General features: G+C 62.5%; 19 protein-coding genes. 7 read left to right on the top strand and 12 right to left on the bottom strand.

Annotated features, from left to right (window positions below):
* Window positions 1–29: 29 nt before the first annotated feature.
* From JI748_RS13140 to coxB, 5 genes are all read right to left on the bottom strand, one after another.
* Entirely contained in the window at window positions 30–1,481 is a 1,452-nt protein-coding gene (locus JI748_RS13140) for an aldehyde dehydrogenase family protein (protein ID WP_201637326.1), read from the bottom strand.
* Between the two features lie 188 nt (window positions 1,482–1,669).
* Window positions 1,670–2,704 carry a c-type cytochrome gene (locus tag JI748_RS13145; RefSeq protein ID WP_201631397.1) on the bottom strand — a complete coding sequence of 345 codons (1,035 nt, stop codon included), beginning with the start codon at window positions 2,702–2,704 and terminating at the stop codon, window positions 1,670–1,672.
* Window positions 2,701–3,108: a hypothetical protein gene (locus tag JI748_RS13150; RefSeq protein WP_201631399.1), complete on the bottom strand. Its 408-nt coding sequence runs from the start codon at window positions 3,106–3,108 to the stop codon at window positions 2,701–2,703. Before JI748_RS13150 ends, JI748_RS13145 begins: the two co-directional genes overlap by 4 nt.
* A complete protein-coding gene (gene ctaD, locus JI748_RS13155) occupies window positions 3,105–5,591 on the bottom strand; it encodes a cytochrome c oxidase subunit I (RefSeq protein ID WP_201631401.1) in 2,487 nt (828 codons plus the stop codon). Before ctaD ends, JI748_RS13150 begins: the two co-directional genes overlap by 4 nt.
* Window positions 5,588–6,574 carry a cytochrome c oxidase subunit II gene (gene coxB, locus JI748_RS13160; protein WP_233280520.1) on the bottom strand — a complete coding sequence of 329 codons (987 nt, stop codon included), beginning with the start codon at window positions 6,572–6,574 and terminating at the stop codon, window positions 5,588–5,590. The genes ctaD and coxB overlap by 4 nt, the downstream gene beginning before the upstream one ends.
* A 62-nt stretch (window positions 6,575–6,636) precedes the next feature.
* Between coxB and JI748_RS13165 the strand changes: the two genes are divergently transcribed.
* Window positions 6,637–7,176, top strand: coding sequence for a cytochrome b (locus JI748_RS13165; RefSeq protein WP_201631403.1), 540 nt, complete (start codon window positions 6,637–6,639; stop codon window positions 7,174–7,176).
* Window positions 7,177–7,190: 14 nt separating this feature from the next.
* A complete protein-coding gene (locus JI748_RS13170) occupies window positions 7,191–7,394 on the top strand; it encodes a CsbD family protein (RefSeq protein WP_201631405.1) in 204 nt (67 codons plus the stop codon).
* A gap of 55 nt (window positions 7,395–7,449) precedes the next feature.
* Here JI748_RS13170 and treZ read toward each other — a convergent pair whose 3' ends face one another.
* The 7 genes from treZ to JI748_RS13205 form a co-directional block, all read right to left on the bottom strand.
* Window positions 7,450–9,228: a malto-oligosyltrehalose trehalohydrolase gene (gene treZ / locus JI748_RS13175; RefSeq protein WP_201631407.1), complete on the bottom strand. Its 1,779-nt coding sequence runs from the start codon at window positions 9,226–9,228 to the stop codon at window positions 7,450–7,452.
* Between the two features lie 255 nt (window positions 9,229–9,483).
* The gene (gene nrdF, locus JI748_RS13180) at window positions 9,484–10,458 is read right to left on the bottom strand and encodes a class 1b ribonucleoside-diphosphate reductase subunit beta (RefSeq protein WP_201631409.1); all 975 of its coding nucleotides are present in this window, start codon (window positions 10,456–10,458) and stop codon (window positions 9,484–9,486) included.
* Between the two features lie 19 nt (window positions 10,459–10,477).
* Window positions 10,478–12,613 carry a class 1b ribonucleoside-diphosphate reductase subunit alpha gene (gene nrdE / locus JI748_RS13185; RefSeq protein WP_201637330.1) on the bottom strand — a complete coding sequence of 712 codons (2,136 nt, stop codon included), beginning with the start codon at window positions 12,611–12,613 and terminating at the stop codon, window positions 10,478–10,480.
* Window positions 12,614–12,678: 65 nt separating this feature from the next.
* The gene (gene nrdH, locus JI748_RS13190; protein ID WP_164533341.1) at window positions 12,679–12,900 is read right to left on the bottom strand and encodes a glutaredoxin-like protein NrdH; all 222 of its coding nucleotides are present in this window, start codon (window positions 12,898–12,900) and stop codon (window positions 12,679–12,681) included.
* Between the two features lie 236 nt (window positions 12,901–13,136).
* On the bottom strand, window positions 13,137–14,051 hold the full coding sequence (locus JI748_RS13195) for an SDR family oxidoreductase (RefSeq protein WP_201631411.1): 915 nt from the start codon (window positions 14,049–14,051) through the stop codon (window positions 13,137–13,139).
* A gap of 101 nt (window positions 14,052–14,152) precedes the next feature.
* Window positions 14,153–15,061, bottom strand: coding sequence for an AraC family transcriptional regulator (locus tag JI748_RS13200; protein WP_201631413.1), 909 nt, complete (start codon window positions 15,059–15,061; stop codon window positions 14,153–14,155).
* Between the two features lie 30 nt (window positions 15,062–15,091).
* Window positions 15,092–16,108 (bottom strand): helix-turn-helix transcriptional regulator, encoded by a 1,017-nt coding sequence (locus JI748_RS13205; protein ID WP_201631415.1) that lies wholly within the window; start codon window positions 16,106–16,108, stop codon window positions 15,092–15,094.
* A 292-nt stretch (window positions 16,109–16,400) separates the two neighbouring features.
* Here JI748_RS13205 and JI748_RS13210 point away from each other — a divergent pair, with 292 nt between their 5' ends.
* From JI748_RS13210 to JI748_RS13230, 5 genes are read left to right on the top strand one after another with little or no spacing between them, the layout of a single operon-like run.
* Window positions 16,401–17,267: a sugar phosphate isomerase/epimerase family protein gene (locus tag JI748_RS13210; protein WP_201631417.1), complete on the top strand. Its 867-nt coding sequence runs from the start codon at window positions 16,401–16,403 to the stop codon at window positions 17,265–17,267.
* Window positions 17,264–18,775 carry a sugar ABC transporter ATP-binding protein gene (locus JI748_RS13215; RefSeq protein WP_201631419.1) on the top strand — a complete coding sequence of 504 codons (1,512 nt, stop codon included), beginning with the start codon at window positions 17,264–17,266 and terminating at the stop codon, window positions 18,773–18,775. The genes JI748_RS13210 and JI748_RS13215 overlap by 4 nt, the downstream gene beginning before the upstream one ends.
* Entirely contained in the window at window positions 18,772–19,755 is a 984-nt protein-coding gene (locus JI748_RS13220; protein WP_201631421.1) for an ABC transporter permease, read from the top strand. Before JI748_RS13215 ends, JI748_RS13220 begins: the two co-directional genes overlap by 4 nt.
* Window positions 19,752–20,738 carry an ABC transporter permease gene (locus tag JI748_RS13225; protein ID WP_201631423.1) on the top strand — a complete coding sequence of 329 codons (987 nt, stop codon included), beginning with the start codon at window positions 19,752–19,754 and terminating at the stop codon, window positions 20,736–20,738. The genes JI748_RS13220 and JI748_RS13225 overlap by 4 nt, the downstream gene beginning before the upstream one ends.
* A 60-nt stretch (window positions 20,739–20,798) precedes the next feature.
* Window positions 20,799–21,929, top strand: coding sequence for a substrate-binding domain-containing protein (locus JI748_RS13230; protein ID WP_233280521.1), 1,131 nt, complete (start codon window positions 20,799–20,801; stop codon window positions 21,927–21,929).
* The last annotated feature ends 11 nt before the right edge of the window (window positions 21,930–21,940 follow it).

Consider the following 21,940-nt stretch of genomic DNA (forward strand, 5'->3'; position numbering starts at 1 on the left):
GGCAAAGCAAAAGTGGTCGCCTCCTGCCGTCAGGACTGCTGGAACCAGGGTTGTTGCCGGCCCAGGGTCATGTGCAAGCCCTTGAACTGAGAATATTCATCGAAGCCATAGCGGCCGAGTTCGCGGCCGGTGCCGCTCTTCTTGTAGCCGCCAATCGGCATTTCGGCCGTTCCGTCGATAACCGAGTTGACCCAGAACCGGCCCGCCTTGACGCGGCGCGTGGTCTGGATCGCCGTTTCGAGATCGCGCGACCAGACGCTGGCGGAAAGACCGAAGGGCGTGCCATTGGCCAGTGCGACAGCTTCTTCCGGCGTATCGAAGCCGATGGTCGAGAGCACCGGCCCAAAGATTTCCTCCTGGGCAATCGCCATCTCGGGGGTCACCCGGTCGAACACGGTTGGCGCGATGAAGTTGCCCTGCTCCGCGGCAAGGCGTTCGCCGCCCAGCAGCAGTTCGGCGCCTTCATCCAATCCCTTGGCGATGTAGCTGGCGACCTTTTCAGCGTGCTGTTCGGTCACCATGGCGCCGAACTTGCCTTGCCCCAGCGGATCGCCGAACGGCAGGCGTTTCGAAATATCGAGAAGCCGATCGAGCAGCGCCGGGCGGATCGAATTGTGGACGATCAGCCGGCTACCCGAAATGCAGCACTGCCCCGCATTGTGATAAACGCCATAGGCAATGCCATCGGCGGCGGCCTCAAGGTCGGCATCGGCGAAGACGATCTGCGGCCCCTTACCACCAAGCTCGAGGCCAACGCGCTTGACCGTCGGCGCTGCCAGTGCTGCCAGATGGGTACCCACGCGGACCGAGCCGGTAAAGGACAACACGTCGACGCGCGGGTCTTCGGCCAGCATCTGCCCGGCGGCAGGACCGGTGCCCGTTATGACGTTGAAGACCCCTGGCGGCAGACCGGCTTCAAGCGCGATCTGTGCCAGGCGGATGGTCGTGCCCGATGTGTATTCGGAGGGTTTCGCCACGACAGTGCAGCCGGCACCCAGCGCCCACGGCACGCGCTCGGAGACAATGATGAAGGGGAAGTTCCACGGCGTGATAATGCCGACAACACCTGCCGGTTCACGCAGCACGAGGCCGAGCCGGTTGTCGCCGATGGCATTATGGGTGTCGCCTTCGAGCCCACGCGCCATACCGGCGGCATAGGTCCAAAGATCGGCGCAATAGCCGATCTCGCCAGTGGCCTGGGCCAGGGGCTTGCCCGTTTCGAGGCATTCGATGAGGCCCAACTCTTCCTGATGCTGGAGAATGCCGGCCGCGACGCGATGAAGGATAGCCGAGCGTTCGGCGCCGCTCATGCGGGCCCACGGCCCCTCATCAAAGGCGCTTCGGGCGGCGGCAATGGCGCGATCGGCGTCTTCGGTCGAGCCTGCGGGCCAGGTGCCCACAACCTTGCCCCGATGTCCTGGGCTTTCGCGCGAGATGGTCTGGCCAGAAGCCGCATCGACGTCCCGGCCGTCGATTACCATGCGATAGAGGCGGGGTGCCGCAAGGCGCGGATCATCGAGATTCGGCGGCAGGAAATTGTCCTGAAAGCGCAGCGCTGTGGTCATCGTGTCGGCAGGCTCAGACCCGCCCCTCCCTCTTATTCCCAGCGAGCTTTAAGATAGCGGGGCGATCCCGGTCGAGCACTTTATTGCGCGCAGAAGCGGAAAAACTACTCGCCAAAATATTCGGCCACGGCGCGGAGCTCTTCCGGATCGAGGCGGTGCGGGCCTTCCTCAAGCTTGTCCTCCACCACTTCCGCCATGACCTTGGCGAAGCGCCCGCCGCGTTCGGCGCCGTGTTTCTGGAAGAGCTCGAGCTGGGTCACGAGATACTCCACCGGCTGTCCCCCAAGTTTGGGATAGCCCGGCCGCCCCTCGTCGCCATGGCAGGAGAGGCAGGCGGGCACGTCGCGCTCCGGCAGGCCTAGGGTCGCGATGCGTTCGCCGAGTTCCGAACCGCCGAGCGGCAGCTCGACGCCGCGGCCGAAATACGCGGCCAAGTCGGTGATCTCCCCGTCGGTCAGCTGCCGCGCGGCTGCCATCATCGTGCCGCTCTGGCGAGCGCCGTCGCGGAAGGCGTTGAGCGCGTCGGCCAGATATTGCGGGCTTTGGATATCGAGCCGCGGGAAGGCGCCATCGCGGCCTTGCCCGTCCGATCCATGGCAGCTGGCGCAGGATCCGGGCTCGGCGCCACCATGGGCCAGATCGGCATAGGTCGGTGCATCCATGGCCGGCAGAAGCCGCAAAAACGCGACCATGGCCCAGATCTCATCGTCGCGCAAAGCCGTCGGCCAGCCGGGCATGGCCGTATGGCGGATGCCGTATTTGACCGTGTGGAACAGCCGTGCATCCGGCCGCCAGGCGGTCAGCCGTGGCGGCTCGGGCGACAGGTCCTCGGCAAAGCGCGCCGGCGCCGCTTCGGGGCTGCCGTGGCAATTGGCGCAGACCAATTCATAATGCCCTGCCCCACGCGCCACCATGGCCGGATCCGCGAGATCGGGCACGGCTGTCAGGGCAGAGCGCAGGGCGATCGACTGCCGCGCCGATGTCTGGCGATACCAGTCCACCACCGCATTGCTGCCCGGCACGGCGCTGCTGTCGAGCACGCCGGTCAGGGGCAGCGCCAGGAGGAATGCCATGCCGCAGGCTGCGCCGATGGCCAAGGGTTTCACTCGAGCCAGAATCTCCCGCAAACGCCCGTTCATCGGCAGCTCGAAAGGTAGAGCATGGGGATGGTGACATAGATCACGGCCACCGCCGAAAGAACGCAAAGCATCAGCGCCACATGGCTCAGGAAGCGGTGCCGTTCCTCGGGCGTATCGTGCTCGTATTCGAAATCGTTGTCGGTGAGGCTCCTGCCCCGCACGCGCCAAAGCCGGAAGGTCGAGGCACCGATGCCAAGCAGCGCAAGTGCAGTCGCGCCCAGCACAAGAAGCCTTATGTCGCCGAGATCGGCATCGCGCCCCAGCTTCTGGCAGTAGATGGCGGCGCCGACATAGCAGACCAGAAAATGCGCGGCCCAGATGAAGGGCGCGATGATGACGCTCCAGAGATCGGTGCCCGATCCGGTTTCGCGTTCCACTTCCTTGACGGCACTATCCTTTGTCATGTGAGCATCGGGAAAAAGCCGATCACGAGGCAGGTGACGACACCCATGATGGCGGCAAAGTGCCAGTAGAGGGTGACGTTCCAGATATCGGCATCGTAGCGAGGCGTCATCTTGCCGTGGAGCGAACGGGCAAAGCAGTAGACTTGCATCAGAACGCCGGTCGCCAGATGGGCGACGACCCAGATCGCCAGCGTCCAAACGATGGCGGGGTAGGAGTGGGTCGTTGGGTCGAGCCCGGATGTCCAGGGCCCGGCCAGGACGGCAAGGCACGCAACAAAGGCCGCAATGCCGCCGGCCACGAGCAAGAACCTTGCTTGTCCGGCACGGCCCGCAGCGTTGACCAGGCGTGACGCAAAGGTCAGGCCCCAGCTCAGCATTACCGCCATGGCGGCCAGGACCGGCCAGACCCAGCCAGGTCCACTGACGCCCGGCGGGGGAAAGTCGGGATGAATGGTCCAGAAGAAAAAGTAGCCGAACAGCAGCGCCAGAAAGGCGGTGAAATCGCCGGTCATGGTGATGAACATGGCCCACCAGCCGGACGAGCGCACGCCAGAGACATAGAGCGGCAGCATCAGCCCGCCACCGGCATCCTTGCTTTCCTTTTCGGGGATTTCTGCCGTGCCGGTCCAGAGCCAGCGCAGCGTCGCCCAGAGAAAAAGGGCGAAGCCTAGGGCGGTGGGGATCCACCATTTGAAGGTCATGAAGATGAAGACGGCACCCAGCCCGATCGCCGCGATCATCGGCAGCCAGCCGGGCTTGGCGACACGCAAAATCTGGATCGGCTTGGCGTCAAGCACGCTGGTCACCAGCGTTTCGCGCTTGCCCTCCTCGGCGTTTGCCAGGAGGCCCTCGCCGGCGTCAAGCTTGCGGGTAAAGTCCTTATCGTCCCATAGCGGATAGCGGCTATCGATATGGGGGATCGAGCGCAGGCCGTAATTGTCGCCGAAGCGCGCCGCCCATTCGAGCGTTCCGGCTCTCCAGACATTGCGCGGCGCATCGGGTTCGTGGCGCCGCGGCCGCACACAGTCCCAGACCAGGATCAGGAAGCCGGCGGCAAAAACGAAGGCACCGACGGTCGAGAGCAAGTTGAGCTCCGACCAGCCGCGTTCGGCGCCATAGGTGAAGACGCGGCGCGGCATGCCCAGCATGCCGGTCAGATGCATGGGCAGGAAGGAGATGTTGAAGCCGGCAAACATCAGCCAGAAGCTCCAGATGCCGAGCTTCCGCGATAGCGTCTTCCCGCGCACCATGGGGTAGTAATAAACGATGCCCGCCATCACCGGGAACAGCATGCCGCCGATCAGCGTGTAGTGAAGATGGGCGACGATGAAGTAGCTGTCGTGCACCTGGAAATCGAAGGGCGCGACGGCCACCATCACCCCGGTCAGCCCGCCGAGCACGAAGATCGCCAGCGCGCCGAGGCAGAACAGCATCGGCACCGAACGGACGACGCTGCCCAGCATCACCGTCGAGATGAAGGCAAAGATCTGTATGCCGGTGGGGATGGCGACCGCTTCCGACGCTGCCGAGAAAAAGCCGAGCGAGATCGAGGGCAGCCCGGTGGTGAACATGTGGTGCACCCAAAGCCCAAAGCTCAGGAAACCGGTGCCCAGTGCCGAAAGCACAATCCAGGAATAGCCGGCGATCGGCCGCCGCGCGAAGGTCGGCACGATCATGGCGAGGAGCGCGATGGCCGGCAGGAAGATGATGTAGACTTCCGGATGCCCGAATATCCAGAACAGGTGCTGCCAAAGGATCGGGTCGCCGCCGCGGGTGACGTCGAAAAATGGCCAGTCGAGCAGCCGTTCGAGTTCGAACAGCAGATCACCGGCGATTAGTGGCGGGAAGGCGAAAAGGATCATCCCTCCCACGACCAGTACATACCAGCCGTAAAGCGGGGTGAGGTTGATATGCATGCCGGGCGCCCGGCACTTGAGCACCCCGACGATCAACTCCACGGCCGCCGCGATCGACGCGACCTCGATGAAGCTCAGGCCCAGGAGCCAGATGTCGGCACCGATGCCCGATTGCTCGGTCGAGAGCGGCGGATACATGAACCAGCCGGCATCGGGCGCCGAGTTGAAAAAGATCGAGCCGCAAACAAAGACGCCGCCGATCAGGAAGCACCAATAGCCGAAGGCTGAAAGCCGCGGAAACGGCAGGTCGCGCGCGCCCAGCATGCCGGGCAGGATCAGGATCGCCACGGCCTCGAAGATCGGCACGGCAAAGAGGAACATCATGACCGTGCCGTGGAGCGTGAAGACCTGATTATAGGTCTCCGCCTCGACCAGGGTATTTTCCGGCACGGCCAACTGCGTGCGGATGATCAGCGCCAGGACGCCACCGAACAGCATGAAGGCAAAGGCGGTCGCGGTGTACCAGAGCCCGACGACCGTATTGTTGACGTCGGACCAATAGCGCCAGCCCTTGGGCGACTCCCAGACCGCGGCCAGCTGCTGTTCTTCGGCTTGCCGGTCGGTCATCTGAGCTCCAGGAGATAGGAAACGAGCGCATCGCGCTCGCCTTGCCCTAAGCTATCATAGCCGGGCATGCGCACATCGGGCTTGATGTGATCGGGATCGAGCAACCAGGCCGCAAGGTTTTCCGCGCTGATCGGCAGCGTGCCCGCCGCCATGGTGCGGCGGCTGGCAAAATGGGTGAGGTCCGGTCCGACGCGCCCTTTAGCCTCGGTGCCACGCACCGCGTGGCAAGCGCCGCAGCCGGTGGCGACAAATAGTGCGTTGCTGGCCACAGCCGGCGCGGCTTCGCGCGCGAGCCGTGCATCAAAATCGGCCGGGGCCTCAACGATCACCGGAAAGGCCATCAGCGCATGCGATGGGCCGCAGAATTCGGCGCAGACACCGCGATAAACACCCGCCTCAGTCGGCTTCAAGCGCCAAAGATTGGTGCGCCCGGGGATGACGTCGATCTTGCCGCCCAGGGTTGGGATCCAGAAGGAGTGGATCACGTCGGTGGAGTTGAGGACAAATTCCGCCGTTTGCCCTTGCGGCAAGAAGAGTTCGTTGGCCGTATCCACCATGCTGCCGTCGGGCTGTTCATAGGCGATGCGCCACCAATATTGCTCGGCGGTGACATGCACGTGCAGGTCAGGCGCATCGGCGCGCACCCAATCGGGCAGCAGCGCCAGCCCGAAGACGAGAAGCGCCGCCAGCGTCACCGTAGGAAAGGCCACGCCGCCGAAAAGAATAAAGCGATCGGCGAACTTGTCGGATTTCGGGCGCTTCTTGCCGAGCACCGCGTAGACCGTCGTGCCCATGACGATGATCCAGATGATCGCGGCGCCGATGGCCATGGCCCAGAACAGGGTATTGACCGCTGCCGCGTCCTCGCCGGCCGGGTGCAGCATGCTTTGTTCGGTGTTGCAGGCGGCAAGGCTTGCCGCGCTGACGAGCAGAGCCCAAACCTTAGCGATGGTGGTGGCGCCCCGCCCCATGTGCCCCCGCACGTATAGCTCATGCGGGAACGCCAGAACCTCTCGAGAGTTCCTGCGTCAGAGGGGGAAAGATCATGCGCCATTCAGACGGTTATTCGCGCCTGCAGATCGTGCTGCATTGGACGATCGCGGCCTTGATCGTCATCCAGCTCACCGTCAATGCGGACATGCAGGAGGCGTTCGCGCAACGCTTGGCAACCGGCGCCCTTCCGCCAAATAGCGGCGCCACCTTCCACATGGTCATCGGCATCACCGTCCTGGCGTTGGCGCTGCTCCGGCTGGTGATCCGCTTCGGGCGCGGCGTGCCGGAAGCGCCAGAAGACAACTCGCCGCTGGTTAACCTCCTCAGCCACGCCACCCACCTGCTGCTCTATGGCTTCATGGTCCTGATGCCGCTGACCGGCGCCCTCGCCTGGTTTTTGGGCATCGAATTTTCAGCCACGCTGCACGAACTGGGCCGCCTCGTGCTCATCCCGGCGATCTTTCTTCATGTCGCCGGCGTCGTCGTCGAGGAACTGGTGCTGCGCAATCCCATTCTCCGCCGCATGCTCCACCCCGAAGGGCAAGAAATGGGAACCCCAGCCCGCCCCGGCCGTTTCCCTAACACACGTTAAGAAGGAGACATCCAATGGACTGGAACCGCGTTGAAGGCAACTGGAAGCAGGTCTCGGGCAAGGTCAAGGAACAGTGGGGCAAACTCACCGACAATGACCTGACCGAAATCAACGGCCGCCGCGAGCAGCTCGAAGGCAAGCTCCAGGAACACTACGGCAAGACCAAGGACGACACCCGCAAGGATGTCGACGACTGGTACAACCGCCAGACCTGGTAAGCCTTCAGCAGCTTCACCAAAAAAGCCCCGCTTCACGGCGGGGCTTTTGTTTGCGTTAGGCCGCGCTGGGCCTCAGCGAAAACACCACGCTTAAGCCGTCCAGCGTGTCGCCTGTCGCCGAGCCTTCAAGCCAGAGGTGGTCTTCACCCCAGACGCCCACGCCCTGGAAAGGCTCAGTTCCGAGATTGGCCACCATGCTGAGTTCGGACCCGTCGCCGAGCGTCCACCACACCTTGACGACCTTTTCGGCCAGCACCTGGTAATGACCGCTTTCGCCGGTCATGCCGGCAAGGCGCGGGACGATCTCCTTGCGCCGCACCGAGAGCAGACGGCGGTAAAGCCAATGCTGGCGCTTGCTGTCCTCGTTGTCGCCCCAGTTCCAATCGAGCTTGCAGGCGTCGAAGGTCGCCTCGGCCATGGGATCGGGCGGAACGTCGCCTTCGCGATGCGGAAATTTTGCGAGTTCCTTGAGCCGGCCTTCACGGATCGGATCGGCAAGATCTTCACCGACGTCCGAGAAGAACAGGAAAGGCTGTTTCGTCCCCCATTCCTCGCCCATGAACAGCATCGGCACCTGCGGCGATAAAAGGTTGATCGCGGCCCAAAGCCTTATGGCCGCCGGCGAGGTCAGAACCGTCGGACGCTCGCCGAAGGGCCGGTTGCCGATCTGATCGTGGTTCTGCATGAAGGCGATAAAGGCGCTTGCCGGCAAGAAGGTGCTGGGCTCGCCGCGATGGCGGCCAACATGCTCCATATATTCGCCCTGCCAGGCGAGACCCTCAGCAAGGGAGCGCCCAATCAGGTCGGTGCGACCGACGTAATCGGCATAATACCACTGGCTTTCGCCGGTCAGCGCGACATGGAGCCCATGGTGGATGTCGTCACTCCACTGCCCGTTATAAAGCCAGGGCGCGCCATCGTCGCGGCGCTTGAGCCAACCCGCCTCGTTCTTTTCGTTTTCGACCACGAGATGCACGTGCCGGCCGTCGGTTGCGGCGCGGATCTGCTCTGCCAATTCCTGCAGCATGTGGCGGAAGCCAGCGTCGCGGATTTCGTGCACCGCATCGAGCCGCAGCCCGTCCAGATGAAATTCGTTAAGCCAGTAGCGGGCATTGGCAAAGAAGAATTCGCGCACAATGGCCGAACCGGCGGCATCGAAATTGACCGCTGCGCCCCAGGGCGTCTCGTAGTGATCGGTGGTGAGCGGCGTATAAACCGCGAGGTAATTGCCCTTGGGCCCAAAGTGGTTATAGACCACGTCGAGGAAGACGCTGAGGCCCTTGGTATGGGCTAGATCGACCAGCGCCTTGAGGTCCTCCGGCCGGCCATAGCTTGAATCCGGCGCGAAAAGCTGGGCGCCATCGTAGCCCCAGTTCCAGCGGCCAGGGAAATCGGCGATCGGCATGATTTCGATGGCGGTGACGCCGAGCTCGACCAGGTGATCGAGCCTGTCCATCGCGGCGCGGAACGTGCCTTCCTGCGTGAAGGTGCCGATATGGAGCTCGTAGAGCACCAGCTCTTCCCATTCGTGCCCGCGCCAGCCGATATCGGTCCAGCCGAAGGCCAGGGGATCGATCACTTCGCTGGGCCCATCCACGTCCTCGGGCTGGAAGCGGGTGGCGGGATCGGGCACTTCGGAACCGTCATCGAGCACGAAGCGATAGCGCATCCCGGCCCGCGCGGCGTCCACTTCCACCTCATACCAACCGCGCGCCAGCTTCTGCATCGGAACGACAAGATCGAGCTCATAGATCTTGAGCGCCACAAATTTGGAATAAGGCGCCCACAGCCGAAAGCGGACGCCTTCGGCCAGCATCTGCGTTCCGAATTTCATCCGCTGTTCGCGCTGCAGCAGGCGAGGAGTCGTCGTGAAGGCGTGCATAAGTCACCGATGGGTGGGGAGGTGCCCAAGGTGAAGGCACCGGCGCGAAGGTGCATTCACAATTGTTAAGCGCTTTGTCAGGTTCCCGCCTTGCTGCCCTGCACCAAGCGCGTAAACCCACGTGATTGAGCAAGCATTTAGCGCTGCCATGCGCAAACAAAAAAGCCCGGATGCTCCGGGCCTTTTCCAAACAGCATGCGTTCAGGTCTAAAAATCCCAGTCTTCGTCCTGGGTCGAGACAGCCTTGCCGATCACGTAGCTCGAGCCTGAGCCCGAGAAGAAGTCATGGTTCTCGTCGGCATTGGGTGACAGAGCCGAGAGGATGGCCGCGTTCACCTTGCAGGCTTCGGGCGGAAACAAGGCTTCGTAGCCGAGGTTCATCAGCGCCTTGTTGGCATTGTAGTGAAGGAAGTTCTTGACGTCTTCCGAGAGGCCCACGCCGTCATAGAGGTCTTCGGTGTAACGGGCTTCGTTGTCATAGAGCTCGAGAAGGAAATCGAAGGCGAAATCCTTGATTTCCTGCTTGTTGGCTTCCGGAAGGCGCTCGATTTCGCGCTGGAACTTATAGCCGATGTAGTAGCCGTGCACGGCCTCGTCCTTGATGATGAGGCGAATGAGGTCGGCGGTGTTGGTGAGCTTGGCGCGGCTCGACCAGTACATGGGCAGGTAGAAGCCCGAATAGAACAGGAAGCTCTCGAGGAAAACCGAGGCAACCTTTTTCTTGAGCGGATCGCCGCTTTCATATTGGGCGAGGATCAGCTGCGCCTTGCGCTGCAGGAACTCGTTTTCTTCCGACCAGCGATAGGCGTCGTCGACGTCCGGCGTCAGGCAGAGGGTCGAAAAGATCGAGGAATAGGATCGGGCATGCACCGCCTCCATAAAGGAAATGTTGGAGAGCACCGCTTCTTCATGCGGGGTCTGCGCATCGGCCATCAGCCGCACCGAACCGACGCCATTCTGGATGGTGTCGAGCAGGGTAAGGCCGGTGAAGACGCGGATGGTGAGCTTCTGCTCTTCCGGCTTCAGCGTCGCCCAGCTCGGGATGTCGTTCGATAGCGGCACCTTTTCGGGCAACCAGAAGTTCGAGGTGAGGCGGTTCCAGACCTCGATATCCTTGTCGTCCTGGATGCGGTTCCAGTTGATGGCCCGAACGCGGCTGATCGGATTGGCGTGCATGTTCATCGGTCGAAAAGCCTTCTTGTCAGAGCGCGCAGGAGACACAGCCCTGAACCTCGGTCCCCTCGAGGGCCATCTGGCGCAGGCGGATGTAGTAGATGGTCTTGATACCCTTCTTCCAGGCGTAGATCTGCGCCTTGTTGATATCGCGAGTGGTCGCGGTATCGCGGAAGAAGAGGGTCAGCGACAGGCCCTGGTCGACGTGCTGGGTCGCCGCCGCATAGGTGTCGATGATCTTTTCGGGGCCGATCTCATAGGCATCCTGGTAATAGTCCAGGTTGTCATTGGTCATGAAGGCGGCGGGGTAATAAACGCGGCCGATCTTGCCTTCCTTGCGGATCTCGATCTTGGAAACGATCGGGTGGATCGAGGAGGTCGAGTGGTTGATGTAGGAGATCGAGCCGGTCGGCGGCACGGCCTGCAGGTTCTGGTTGTAGAGGCCGGTCATCTGCACCTTGGCCTTCAAGTCCTTCCAGTCTTCCTGGGTCGGAATGTGAATGCCGGCATCTTCGAAGATCTTGGCGACCTTTTCGGTTGCGGGCAGCCATTCGCGGTCGGTGTACTTATCGAAATAGGTGCCATCGGCATATTTGGACGAACCAAAGCCCTTGAAGGTCTCGCCGCGTTCGGTGGCGATCAGGTTCGAGGCCCGGATGGCGTGATAGGTCACGGTCAGGAAGTAGATATTGGTGAAGTCGACGCCTTCGTCGGAGCCGTAGAAGATGCGCTCGCGGGCCAGGTAGCCATGGAGGTTCATCTGCCCCAGGCCAATGGCGTGGCTCTCGTTGTTGCCCTTGGCGACCGACGGCACGGACGAGATGTTGCTCATGTCCGAAACGGCGGTCAGCGCGCGGATCGAGGTCTCGATGGTCTTGCCGAAATCGGCGGAGTCCATGGCCATGGCAATGTTGAGCGAGCCGAGGTTGCAGGAAATGTCCTTGCCCAGATGCTCGTAGCTGAGGTCCTCGTTATAGACCGAGGCGTCGCTGACCTGGAGGATTTCCGAGCAGAGGTTGGACATGGTGATGCGGCCCTTGATCGGGTTGGCCTTGTTCACCGTGTCTTCGAACATGATGTAGGGATAGCCGCTTTCGAACTGGATTTCGGCGATCACCTGGAAGAATTCGCGCGCCTTGATCTTCTTTTTCTTGATGCGCTTGTCGGCCACCATTTCGCGGTACTTTTCGGTGACCGAAATCTCGGTCATCGGCACGCCATAGACGCGTTCGACGTCATAGGGCGAAAAGAGGTACATGTCCTCGTTGTCGCGGGCGAGTTCGAAGGTAATGTCTGGAATGACGACGCCGAGCGACAGCGTCTTGATGCGGACCTTTTCGTCGGCATTTTCGCGCTTGGTGTCGAGGAAGCGCATGATGTCGGGATGGTGGGCGTGAAGGTAGACCGCACCCGCACCCTGCCGCGCACCGAGCTGGTTGGCATAGGAGAAGCTGTCTTCGAGCAGCTTCATCACCGGCAGCACGCCCGATGACTGGTTCTCGATCTGCTTGATGGGCGCGCCCATTTCGCGGACATTGGTGAGGCTCAGGGCCACGCCGCCGCCGCGCTTGGAGAGCTGCAGCGCCGAGTTTATGGCGCGCCCGATCGATTCCATGTTGTCTTCGACGCGCAGTAGGAAGCACGAGACGAGCTCGCCGCGCTGCTTCTTGCCGGCATTGAGGAAGGTCGGCGTCGCCGGCTGGAAGCGGCCAGCCAGGATTTCGTCGACGAGGTCCTTGGCGAGCTTTTCGTCGCCGCGGGCCAGCGTCATCGCCACCATGCAGACGCGATCTTCGTAGCGTTCGAGGTAGCGCTTTCCGTCAAAGGTCTTGAGCGTATAGGAGGTGTAGTACTTAAAGGCGCCCAGGAACGTGGGGAAGCGGAACTTCTTGTCATAGGCGTGATCGTAAAGATCACGCACGAAGTTGAAGCTATACTGGTCGAGCACGTTCTGCTCGTAATAGCCTTCCTCGACGAGATAGGTCAGCTTCTCGCGCAGGTTATGGAAGAACACGGTGTTCTGGTTGACGTGCTGCAGGAAGTACTGGTGTGCAGCCTGCTTGTCCTTGTCGAACTGAATACGCCCCTGCTCATCATAAAGATTGAGCATGGCATTGAGCGCATGGAAATCCGGGGCGTCATCCGCGGAATTGTCCTGACCCATGATCGGCCGTTCGAGTGCGAGCGTATCCAAATCCGTTCCGTCCTTCTGGCGAGAGGAATATGCGCTTAGGCGAGAGCGCCGATCATGTCGGGACGAAAGCCGGCCCAGTGCTGGTCACCGGCAACGACGACGGGCACCTGGCGGTAGCCGAGCTCTTCGACGCGCGCATAGGCATCGGCGTCTTCGGAAATGTCGACGACCGTGTAATCGACGCCCTTGCGGTCAAGCGCGCGAGTCGTGGCGGTGCACTGAACGCAGGCCGGCTTGCTGTAAACGGTGATGGTCATCGGGTAAGTCCTTGCAGTCATTGGCAGACGCCAGATTGGTCTAGACCGGGGAAACGCTTGCTGTGACGCAAAGTTGCTCCGTACACCAGATATAGTAGGATAACCTCCAAAATCGTCAACATAGTGACACAAGCGGTGGAAAGCTTTTGCCTCTTGCCTCCTCGGAGGCCCGAGTAAAACCGGCCGATTCGGGCCTGTGCTCAAAAGTGGTTTTCCACCGCTTACGCAAGAGCCCTTTATGCGAAGGTCACGCCGGTCAGCTCTTCGGATATCTTCCAGAGCTTAGCCGCCGTTGCCGGATTGGTGGCGCGTTCGGGGGCTTTTTCCAGCGTCGGATAGCCACGCGTGCCGCCCAGGCGATCAGGCCCGTAGCTAGCACCGCTGACAGCCCCCGGATCCGTCGCCGCATAAAGCGTCGGCAAGGCGCCCTGCCAGACCGGCTGGAACAGGAAGGGCATGAACCGCCGGATCAATCCGGATGCGCTCAAACTCCCCGCCTGATTGGGAATAAGCTCGGTGCGGGAGATGCCGGGATGGGCCGCAATGCTCTTAATACCCCACCCCGCCGCCTGGCTGCGCCGGTCGAGCTCGATTGCAAACATCACACAGGCGAGCTTGGACTGGCTATAAACATTCATGGCCTTGTAACCGCGCTCGGCCTGGAGATCGTCGAAGTCGATGGCGCCACTGCGCGCAGCGACACTCCCGAGGCTCACGACCCGCGGCTGCTTGCCACGCTTGAGCAGCGGCAGGAGGCGGCCGGTCAGCGCGAAATGGCCCAGATAATTGGTGCCCAGCTGCAGCTCGAACCCGTCGCTCGTGGTCTTGCGCTCGGGCGGGGTCATGACGCCGGCATTGTTGATCAGGATGTCGAGGCTGGGCATGTCCTTGGCCAGCTCGTCGGCAAAGCGGGCGATGGAGGCGAGATTGCCCAGATCCACGAGGCCGAAGCGCATATCGGCGCCGGGCACGGCTTGCTTGATGCGCCTTGCCGCCTCCGCCCCTTTTTGCGGGCTGCGGCCGGCGATGATGACGCGCGCGCCGGCCCGGGCCAGGCCCAGCGCATCCTCATAGCCTAGCCCACCGGTTCCCGTGACCACGGCAGTGCGCCCGGCTTGGCTCGGCATGTCTTTTGCGGTCCATTTCGTCATTGTCGTATCCTTGCTGTTGGTGACAGCAGGATGCGGCCGAGGCCTCCAAACGGCCATGCCAGAACCGGGGCAAAACTTGCCTAATCCTCCAAAGCCGATGCTTAGGCCAGCATCGGCTCCGGGCTCCAGGCGCGCAGCTTGGTGCTGTCGCGCTTGGGCGCGGTCCCGAAGGCGCGGGAATATTCGCGGCTGAACTGGGAGACGCTTTCATAGCCTACACGATAGGCGGCATCGGACACGGTAAAGGCATCCGACATCATCAGCCGCCGCGCCTCAAGCAGCCGCAACTGCTTTTGGTATTGCAGCGGCGTCATCGAGGTCAGCGCCTTGAAATGCTGATGGAACGAGGAATTGCTCATCCCTGCGGCCGACGCCAGGAGCTCGACCGGCAGCGCCTTGCTATACTGCTCGCGCAGCATCTTGATGGCCTTGGCAATGCGCGTGAGATGGGTTTCGGGCAAGGCCAGCCTGCAGATTTCGCGGCCATGCGGCCCGGTCAGCAGCCAGAAATAGATCTCGCGCTGGATCGCCGGATACAGCACGGGGATCGCCTGCGGCGTCTCGGCCAGCCGCACCAGCCGCGCAATGGTGTCTGCCAGGGCGGTCGAAATATCCTCGACGAACATCGCCGGCGCCTCGCCCGTTGGCAGGGCCGGTGGGGTGTCGAGATGTTCGAGCACGTCTCGCAGCACCGCCGGGTCGAAATCTATGGTGACGCCGATAAAGGGCTCGTCGGCGCTCGCCGCAACGATGCGGCCGGTGGCGGGCATGTCCATGCTGACCACCAGCGCTTGCATGGTCCCATAGTCGAGCTGCAGATCGCCATACAGAAACTGCTTGCCGCCCTGCACGACAACGCAAAGCGAGGGCCGGTAAAGCGCGTGATTGGCCTCGACCTCATGGAAGGAGCGCAGGACGTGAACGCCGGCCATCGGCATCGGGAAATAGCCCTCGCCGCCGCCCTCGGACGCGACAAAGGCGGAAACGGCGTCCAGAAGCGCTGCGGACATGTGGTTCTCCAGCCGAAAAGCGTTCCGAGCTTACACCCGTGTCTGTTGCGGTGAAAAGCCGAAGCGGCGCTTGTAGCAGGTGGCAAAATACTGGCTCGACGAGAAGCCGCATTCGAGCGCGATCTCGGTGACGCTCGCCTCGGCCCGTTCCGCCAGCCACTTCTTGGCGGCTTCGAGGCGTACCATCTGGAGGTACCGGACTGGCGTCATATTGGTCAGCGCCTGGCAATGCTGGGAAAACTGGGTGCGCGATAGGCGGCATTCAGCCGCCATGTTTTCAAGCGTCCAGGGTTCGTCCAGCGCATGCGGCAGGCGATCCAAAAAGATCTGCACCGTGCGCTTGGAGCTGGCCAGATCGGCATCCAGCACCGGCGATTGCCGCTCCAGCTGTTCGGTAAATTGCAGCAGCATCAGCGAGATCAGAAGCCGCAGCCGCGTTTCGCTGCCGGCGATATCGTCCCCGGCCACCACCTCGGCTATGTCGTGGAAGCTCCGCGCCACTTCGCGGCTGGCGGTCAGCACATGCTGTTCGTTGCGTGACAGAAGCGTCGTCAGCCGCGTCGTGTCGCGCTCCGGCCAAGCCATCCAGTCGGGCCAGAGCCAGCCTTCATGCGGCCGCCGCACGCCGACATCGAACAGGACCCAGATGATCTGGCTGGCCGAGACATGGGGATCGCCGAACTGGTGCAATTGCCAGGGCCGCACCACGAACATCTGTCCTTCGCTGAGCTCATGACGTTGCCCATCGACCTTGAGCACCATTGTGCCGCGCGCCAGATAGGCGATCTTGACGCCCTCGTTGCAATGCTCGCGCAGGCCCCAATCCTGCGACCGCGCCGCGTCCCAGCCGCCGACTGACAGCACCTGCGGCAGGGCATCGCCCAGTGGCTTGCCCGGATAGCTGCGGCGCGTCCAGGCGTTGAGCGCCACCTTGCCCTCGAGCGAGGCCTGGTAAAGATCGGCGCAATTGCCGGCATACATGAGCGCGCCGGGTGCGGTGAAAACCGCTGGCCGTGACACCGCATTGATCCGCGCTTCAGGGCTCATCGCCCCCCCTCCCCATGTATAAATTTTACCAGTGTTCTTATTCGAACGCGCCGCATCTTGCCTTGCGCAATGATCGGCCCGTTCGCTCCTCGCCGAAAAGCTAGTGAGTTGAATGCCTGGAAGTCAACAAGAGCGGCAAACATGTCGCCAACTTCGCTTCTGGGCCGAGTGGGGAGTTTAGCTGAAGCCGGGTTCCGGAAACGTTTGAAATCTGTCACTCGGGCACAAAGCAGCATTTGTTGTACGTGCCTCAATACAGATCAAAAAGGGATCTCGGCATGGGGAGCAAGGCATGAAGCTAGGCATCAACCTGCTGTGCTTGACCGATTTCGTCACTGAGGCGCATCTGCCGGCGATCCGGCAGATCAAGGCGCTCAGCTATGACGGGGTGGAAGTCCCGGTCTTGTCCGGCGATCCGGAACACTATGCCTGGCTCGCCAAGGAGCTCGACGCCATTGGCCTAGAACGCTGCTCCACCTCGATCGTCCCCAGCCCCGACGTAAGCCCGATCTCCTCCGACGCTGCCACCCGCGCCGCCGGCCGCAAGCATCTCGACTGGGCGCTCGATTGCGCCATCGCTTTGGGTGCGCAAAGCGTGGGTGGCCCGATCCATGCGCCGATCGGCCACTTTACCGGCACGGGCCCCACCGAAAGCGAGCTTTCCTATGGGGCCGAAGCGCACCACGCCCTCGCTACCCGCGCCCAAACCAATGGCATCTATCTCAGCCTCGAACACCTTAATCGCTTCGAGACCTATTTCCTCAACACCACCACCCAGTGCCGCGACTATGCCCGCCGGGTCGATCACCCCGCCTGCCGCATCATGTACGACACGTTCCACGCCAATATCGAGGACCGCGACCAGGTCGCGGCCTATGAAATCGTCGCGCCCCATGTCGGCGTGGTCCATATTTCCGAAAACGATCGCGGCATTCCAGGCCGTGGCCATATCGACTTTCCCGCCATCATGGGCGCTGTGAAACGCTCTGGCTTTGATGGCTGGGTGACGCTGGAAGCCTTCGGCGCCGGTCTCCCCGCCATCGCCGCCGCAACGCGCGTCTGGCGCCCGCTGTTTCCGGACTACGAAACCCTCTTCAGCGAAAGCGCCAGCTTTATCCGCCGCACCTGGGACGCGGCCGATCGGGAGCTTGCTGCATGAGCGAAGTGCCCGTTATCGAGATGCGCGGCATTTCCAAGTCCTTTCCGGGCGTCAAGGCGCTGCGCGACGTTTCCTTCACCTGCAACCGGGGCGAAGTGCACGCCCTTTGCGGGGAAAACGGCGCCGGTAAATCGACGCTGATCAAGATCCTTTCCGGCGTCTACCGCCCCGACAGCGGCCAGGTGCTGATCGACGGCGCCGAACAGCATTTCGGCCATCCGCAGGAAGCGCTCCTCGCCGGCATTTCGGTGATCTACCAAGAATTCTCGCTCCTGCCCGAGCGCACCGTCGCGCAGAACCTCTTTCTCGGCCGCGAGCCGCGCCGCAACGGCCTCATCGACAACCGGGCCATGGTCGCCGAAACGCGGCGCGTTCTGGGCCTCTTTGGCGTGCGCCACCGCATCGAGCCCGAGACGCTCGTGGCTGATCTCGATGTCGCCAGCCAGCAGATGGTCGAGATCGCCAAAGCTATTTCGCTTAATGCCAAGGTCATCGTCATGGACGAGCCGACCGCCGCGCTCAACGAGGCCGAATGCGAGGTGCTGTTCGCGCTGGTCGATCGCCTCCGCGCCTCCGGCACCGCCATCATCTACATCACCCATCGCATGCGTGAAGTGACCCGCATCGCCAACCGCGTGACCGTGATCAAGGATGGCGAGGTCACCGCCAGTTTCGACCACGTGCCGGCGCCCGAAACCATCGTACGCGCCATGGTCGGCCGCGACATCTCCGACTATTACCCCGAGCCCGCCTCCCCAGCCGAGATCGGCAAGACCGTCCTCGCGGTCTCCGGTGGCGGCAACCACGCCTTGCGCGGCATCACACTCGAGCTTCGCGCCGGCGAGATCGTCGGCTTTGCCGGCCTGCAGGGTGCCGGGCGCACGGCCCTTGCCATGGCGCTGTTCGGCGCCAAGCCCTTCACCTCCGGCACCATGACGCTTGATGGCAAGCCGGTGACGCTCAACACGCCACGCGATGCCATTCGCGCCGGCATCGGCATGCTGCCCGGCGATCGCAAGGCCAGCGCCCTGGTCCTGATGCAATCGGTGCGCGACAATGGCATGCTCACCGCCCGCAGCTTTGCCAATCCATTCGGCTCACGCAACGCCAACAGCTTCACCGATCTTGCGGGCATGAATGCCCTCCTCGATCAGATGAAGGTGCGTGCGCCGTCCTACGAGCAGGAGATGCGTTTTCTTTCTGGCGGCAACCAGCAAAAGGCCATCGTCGCCCGATGGCTGGCGCTCAAGCCCAAGGTGTTGATCTTCATCGAACCGACGCGCGGCATCGATGTCGATGCCAAGGTCAGCATCTACCACCTGATGCGCGATCTCGCCCGCGCCGGCACCGCAGTAATGATGGTCTCGTCCGACCTGCCGGAAATCCTGGGCGCCTCCGACCGCATCCTTGTCATGCGCGAAGGCCGCATCGTCGGCGAGTTTACCCGCGCTGCCAGCGAAGCCGAACTCATGCTTGCCGCAACCGGCGAAACAGAGGTTGCGGCATGACCGACGCTTCCATGCCTGCCGCCCCGCGCCGTTTCCGCTTCGATCGCCACGCCTCGACCATCCTCTTGCTGGCGGCAATCGCTCTCTACGTCATCCTCGTTGTTGCGCTCGGCCAGACGCGCTTCCTGACGCTCGATAATCTCGTTGCCATTCTCGGGCGCTCCATCACCCTTGGCATCACCGCCATCGGCCAGACCTTCGCCATTCTCGTCGCTTCGATCGATCTCAGCGTCGCAAGCCTCATCTCAGCCTCCGCCGTGGTCACATCGGTGGTGATGAATGGCGATCCCGCCATGATGCTGCCGGCCATTGCTGCAGTCCTCGCCCTCGGCGTACTAGTCGGCCTCGTCAATGGCCTCGTCATCGCAAAGCTCGGGGTCAATCCGCTGATCGCGACGCTGGGCATGTCGCTGATCATTCAGGGCGTCCTTTCCTACTTTTACAACAACTTTGCCGGCAATGTGCCCGCCGAGTTTCAGGTCTTTGCCTATGGCTCATGGGGCATCGTGCCCTATTCGCTGCTGTTCATGTTCGCTCTGGCGGTCCTCTCCTGGTTCGTCCTCCGCTTCACCCGCTTCGGCTCCGATATCTACTCCGTCGGCGGCAACAAGGACGCGGCGCGTCTTGCGGGCATCAAGACGGCCCGTGTCGTCATTGGAGCCCACGTGATCTGCTCGCTCTGCGCAGCCATCGCCGGCGCCTACCTCGCCTCGCGCCTCCGCTCCGGTGCGCCGTGGATCGGGGCCGAGGGCGTTTACGATCTTGAATCCATCGCCGTGGTCGTCATCGGCGGCACCGTCCTCGCGGGCGGCCGCGGCGGCATATGGGGTACCATGGCCGGCGTCATCATCTTCTCGCTGATCGATTCCATCTTCAACGTCGCGGGCGTCGATGCCTTCGTGAAACAAGTGCTGCGCGGCATCATCATCGTGGCTGCCGTGGCCTTCTACGCCGCCCGTTCGCAAAGGCCGGTGGCATGACCGACCAGACCCTCCCCAGCCCCCAAGCCAAGCGCCGCAGCCTGCCGCACTTCAATCCCGTCTATGTTCTCGTCGTCGCGCTGATCCTCGCCATCATCGTCATGAACCCGGCCTTCGGCGAACCCACCGGCTACATGAACTTCCTCAAGCGTGTCGCGGCGCTCGCCATCCTTTCGGCAGGGGTGCTCTATGTCATTGTCTCCGGCGGCTTCGATCTCAGCGTCGGTTCAATCATGACCCTGACGGTCATCGGTTCCTCGATGCTGTCGAACAACGATCCGAACTCGACCTATTGGATCATCCCGTTGATGCTGGGCATCGGCGCGGTGATCGGCCTCCTTAACGGCCTTGTCGTCAGCTACCTCAAGGTGCCGTCGCTGATCGCCACTTTGGGCATGATGATCACGCTCAATGGCGTTGCCTTCATGTGGTCCGGCGGCGCTCCGCGCGGCTACCTGCCCGATACGTTCCGCTTCTTTGGCCGCTACAATATCCAGGACCTGCCGGTCATCGGCCTCCTGCCCGTCGCCGTCCTTTGCCTCATCGGCTTTGGCGTGATCCTCTGGTGGGGCATGCACCGCACCAATTTTGGCCGAATGCTCCATGCCGTGGGCGACAATCCGCAGGCTGCGCGCCTCGCCGGGGTGCCGGTGCCGCGCGTGCGCATCTCCGCTTTCGTGATCTCGGCGCTCACCGCCGTTCTGGCCGGCGTGATCCTCGGCGGCCGCGCCGGCGTCTCGGTCGATATCGGCTCCGGCTATGAGCTTCAGGCCATCACCGCAGCCGTTATCGGCGGCGCGCAGCTCTTGGGCGGCCGCGGGTCCGTGCCGGCAACCATAGCCGGCGCTCTGGCGCTCGAAGCCATCTTTACCCTGCTCAATCTGCTCGGCCTGGCGCAGCCGGTCCGGCTCGTCGTGCAGGGCGCAATTCTTATCGGCGCGGTTGCGCTTGCCACCTATCAGCGCAAGCGAGCCGGACGATGAGTGACAAAGGCCGTGCTCTGCACAGCTGGTAAACGTGAGCAATTCACAAGGGAGGACGACGTGAAGAAGACTATTCTAACCCTCGCCGCAGTCGGCATGCTGACCGGCGCGGCCCTGGCGCAAGCCCCGAACTTTGACGACCCCGCCGAGTTCGACAAGCAGCGCGGCCAGTTGACCGCCGAGTTCAACGGCCCGGCAGATCAGATCTACATGCAGTATGCCGGCGACGAGATGGTCGACACGGCCGAATACAAGAAGGACGCGCCCTGGACGGTGTGCTTCTCCAATGCCGGCGTCAACAATCCCTGGCGCGTGGTGGGCTACACCAACATGACCGAGGAAGTAAAACTCCATCCGGAAATCGGCACCTTTACCCATGTCGATGCCGAAGGCTCGGACGACAAGCAGATTGCCGACATCGACGATCTCCTCGCCGGCGGCAATTGCAGCATCCTGATCGTGTCGCCGAACTCGACCGCAGCCCTCACCCCGGCTGTTGAAAAGGCTTGCGCAGCCGGTCTCCCGGTCATCGTCTTTGACCGTGGCGTCACCACCGATTGCCCGGTGACCTTTGTCCACCCCGTGGGTGGCTATGGCTTTGGCATTCAGGCCGCCGAGCACATCATCGCCAACGTGCCCGAAGGCGGCAATGTCCTGATGCTGCGCATCCTGCCCGGCGTCGACGTGCTGGAAACCCGTGCTTCGGGCGCGCGCAACATGTTTGCCGAAGCGGGCCTTACTGTCCTGGGTGAAGAGTTCACCGATGGCGACAATGCCAAGACCAAGTCGATCGTCGAAGATTACCTGCAGCGCGGCACAATCGACGCCGTGTGGATGGATGCCGGCGCAACCGCCGTCGCTGCCATCGAAGCCTTTGAAGACCAAGGCGTCGACATCCCGGTAATCACTGGCGAAGACCAGCAGGATTACCTCCAGAAATGGCGTGACCTGGGCTTTGCGGGCATTGCCCCGACCTATCCGAGCTATCAGTGGCGCACGGCGATTATTGCTGCAGTCCAGACGCTCAAGGGCGAACAGGTCCCGGGCCCCGAATGGGTGCTGCCGCAGCCGGCGATCACCCAGGACGTCCTCGACCAGTATATCAATGAAAAAATGCCGCCGCTCCACTACGCGATGTGCGGTTGCGAAGACATGCCGAGCTACCCCGAAGCCTGGGGCGGCACAAAGTAAGTCCTTCCCAA

It is taken from the genome of Devosia rhizoryzae, from assembly GCF_016698665.1.
Lineage (GTDB): Bacteria > Pseudomonadota > Alphaproteobacteria > Rhizobiales > Devosiaceae > Devosia > Devosia rhizoryzae.

What these genes read in the sequence shown, in the direction of transcription:
- JI748_RS13140 (WP_201637326.1), bottom strand. Translation starts at nt 1,481, where the DNA reads ATGGTAATCGACGGCCGGGACGTCGATGCGGCTTCTGGCCAGACCATC.
- JI748_RS13145 (WP_201631397.1), bottom strand. Translation starts at nt 2,704, where the DNA reads ATGAACGGGCGTTTGCGGGAGATTCTGGCTCGAGTGAAACCCTTGGCC.
- JI748_RS13150 (WP_201631399.1), bottom strand. Translation starts at nt 3,108, where the DNA reads ATGACAAAGGATAGTGCCGTCAAGGAAGTGGAACGCGAAACCGGATCG.
- ctaD (WP_201631401.1), bottom strand. Translation starts at nt 5,591, where the DNA reads ATGACCGACCGGCAAGCCGAAGAACAGCAGCTGGCCGCGGTCTGGGAG.
- JI748_RS13165 (WP_201631403.1), top strand. Translation starts at nt 6,637, where the DNA reads ATGCGCCATTCAGACGGTTATTCGCGCCTGCAGATCGTGCTGCATTGG.
- JI748_RS13170 (WP_201631405.1), top strand. Translation starts at nt 7,191, where the DNA reads ATGGACTGGAACCGCGTTGAAGGCAACTGGAAGCAGGTCTCGGGCAAG.
- treZ (WP_201631407.1), bottom strand. Translation starts at nt 9,228, where the DNA reads ATGAAATTCGGAACGCAGATGCTGGCCGAAGGCGTCCGCTTTCGGCTG.
- nrdF (WP_201631409.1), bottom strand. Translation starts at nt 10,458, where the DNA reads ATGAACATGCACGCCAATCCGATCAGCCGCGTTCGGGCCATCAACTGG.
- nrdE (WP_201637330.1), bottom strand. Translation starts at nt 12,613, where the DNA reads ATGGGTCAGGACAATTCCGCGGATGACGCCCCGGATTTCCATGCGCTC.
- nrdH (WP_164533341.1), bottom strand. Translation starts at nt 12,900, where the DNA reads ATGACCATCACCGTTTACAGCAAGCCGGCCTGCGTTCAGTGCACCGCC.
- JI748_RS13195 (WP_201631411.1), bottom strand. Translation starts at nt 14,051, where the DNA reads ATGACGAAATGGACCGCAAAAGACATGCCGAGCCAAGCCGGGCGCACT.
- JI748_RS13200 (WP_201631413.1), bottom strand. Translation starts at nt 15,061, where the DNA reads ATGTCCGCAGCGCTTCTGGACGCCGTTTCCGCCTTTGTCGCGTCCGAG.
- JI748_RS13205 (WP_201631415.1), bottom strand. Translation starts at nt 16,108, where the DNA reads ATGAGCCCTGAAGCGCGGATCAATGCGGTGTCACGGCCAGCGGTTTTC.
- JI748_RS13210 (WP_201631417.1), top strand. Translation starts at nt 16,401, where the DNA reads ATGAAGCTAGGCATCAACCTGCTGTGCTTGACCGATTTCGTCACTGAG.
- JI748_RS13215 (WP_201631419.1), top strand. Translation starts at nt 17,264, where the DNA reads ATGAGCGAAGTGCCCGTTATCGAGATGCGCGGCATTTCCAAGTCCTTT.
- JI748_RS13220 (WP_201631421.1), top strand. Translation starts at nt 18,772, where the DNA reads ATGACCGACGCTTCCATGCCTGCCGCCCCGCGCCGTTTCCGCTTCGAT.
- JI748_RS13225 (WP_201631423.1), top strand. Translation starts at nt 19,752, where the DNA reads ATGACCGACCAGACCCTCCCCAGCCCCCAAGCCAAGCGCCGCAGCCTG.